The sequence below is a fragment of the Geofilum rubicundum JCM 15548 genome (genome assembly GCF_000974365.1).
Classification (GTDB): Bacteria; Bacteroidota; Bacteroidia; order Bacteroidales; family Marinilabiliaceae; genus Geofilum; species Geofilum rubicundum.
Genome location: NZ_BAZW01000136.1, coordinates 1 through 1,926 on the forward strand (window position 1 = coordinate 1; position 1,926 = coordinate 1,926).

Sequence of the window (1,926 nt, forward strand, 5' to 3'; positions counted from 1 at the left end):
TGCGTCATGCAAGAAAACACATAGCATCATTTAACATCACGAAAATTAAGACAATGTATAGAGTTGATAAAAGACAATACAGACTTAACGACCTAATATTACCAAATAATTCATCATATCAAGATTCTACAAGATTTTATCAAGATAAACAAAACATTGAGAAAATATTAAGTGAAGAAATGCCAAATGAGAAAACTGCTAATAGGAAAACTGGATTATTTGTATTTGCAGATTTATCTGATGCCATGAGATTCTGTTGTATTTTGACAAATAGCCGAATCTACGAAGTGGTTCCAGCAAAAGATACGCTTCTTTTCCATCGTGGTGATATGAATTGGACTGAGATTATGAATCAATTTATCAATGATAATACTACATTAAAGCATTTAGCTGGATTTTATTGGCAAGGCTTGAAGACTTATAAACCTTGTTGGGAAATGTTGTTTAATAAGGTTTTAGTATCAAAGATAATTGTAGGGGATGATTCAACCAGAAGTAATCTTCATCGTGAATATCATGAAATGGCTGGGGATATCGAACGATTAAGTCTTTATTATGAAAATTTGACCAATAAATAAACTAATCACTGCTAAAAATAAAATATTATGTGGAGTAACTTAATGAATACAGGCCAAATAAAAGTCGGGGCCAAATTGCGAAGTATCATTCATGACGGAGACTTTCAGCATGAAACAATCTATGTTGTAAAAAGACCGATGGAGATATTTTTAATGGCTCAAATAATCGAACAAAATGGACATCATTTACCACAAGAACAACAATTAGTAATTCCTATTCGATTTGCTGATTTAATTGATTATGGTTTTGAATTTTGGGTAGATTAAGATACCAAAATAATGCACGAACGCACAACATCGTATATAAAACATTTGGCAGTCAGTGGGTTATCGAACATTACAACTCTTATCAAAAGTTCTTGTAACTTGAAAGGAAAGTGCTTCGAAATGCCAAACGTTTCATATACGTGGCCGTTGCTACCAATTGTAAGAAAAAATCCATGCTTAAATGAATGTAACCGAACACAATAAAAACGTCTGGGATAGATATGTTGAGAATAATGTGCGATGGACCATTCCCGTTACTAAAATTGATATTGAGAATGCCAAGAATGGTATTTGGAACATTGTTTTAACACCTACGAAACCCGTTCCTTATTCCTGGTTTCCCAATTTAAAAGGATTAAAGATACTAGGATTAGCATGTGGTGGCGGACAACAAGGGCCGATTCTGGCAGCATTAGGGGCTGATGTTACCATTTTTGACAATTCGGAGAATCAATTAAATCAAGATAGAACTCTAAGTGATGAGTTTAACCTTAATATCAAAACAGTGCAGGGAGACATGAAAGACCTGTCAGTATTTGCCGACATGTCATTTGATGTAGTATTTAACCCATGCTCTGTAGTATTTGTCGATAACTTAAAACCCGTTTGGAAAGAATGTTTTCGGGTCTTGAAAACTAATGGAATATTAATGACAGGCTTGATAAATCCTATTTCTTTCCAATTAGACCAAAACGTTAATCCCTTTCAATTAATCTATACCCAACCATATTCAGACCTGACCTCATTACCGAAAGAAAAGTTGGCTGATATTATCAAGAATAAGGAAGCATTAGAATTTGGTCATAGTCTCACAGCGCAAATTGGCGAACAGTTGAGTGCTGGGTTTTTAATGACCGATTTTTACGAAGATTACTGGGGCGGCGAGAGTGCAATTGATAAATATTTCCCTGCGTTCTTCGCGACAAGAGCTATAAAAGGACAATAATACAACTGGTAGCAACACGCGTTATAGCGCATGGCTATGTAGCATATTTATAGCAGGTTTCGTCCGTTGTAGAGCATTCTTAACGGCCAGAAAGTATATACCATAAAGATTAGCCACGCACCATATCGCTGGACG

The 1,926-nt window shown here is 35.2% G+C and carries 3 protein-coding genes; all 3 read left to right on the forward strand.

Annotated elements, in window-relative coordinates:
- On the forward strand, positions 1-578 hold a 578-nt coding region (locus JCM15548_RS20350), incomplete at its 5' end, for a hypothetical protein (protein WP_227626079.1).
- Between the two features lie 27 nt (positions 579-605).
- On the forward strand, positions 606-845 hold the full coding sequence (locus tag JCM15548_RS20355; protein WP_062129045.1) for a hypothetical protein: 240 nt from the start codon (positions 606-608) through the stop codon (positions 843-845).
- Between the two features lie 181 nt (positions 846-1,026).
- Entirely contained in the window at positions 1,027-1,791 is a 765-nt protein-coding gene (locus tag JCM15548_RS20360; RefSeq protein ID WP_062129047.1) for a class I SAM-dependent methyltransferase, read from the forward strand.
- The last annotated feature ends 135 nt before the right edge of the window (positions 1,792-1,926 follow it).

Excerpts from the sequence above, each read along its gene's own strand:
- JCM15548_RS20355 (WP_062129045.1), top strand. The coding sequence starts at position 606 with ATGTGGAGTAACTTAATGAATACAGGCCAAATAAAAGTCGGGGCCAAA.
- JCM15548_RS20360 (WP_062129047.1), top strand. The coding sequence starts at position 1,027 with ATGAATGTAACCGAACACAATAAAAACGTCTGGGATAGATATGTTGAG.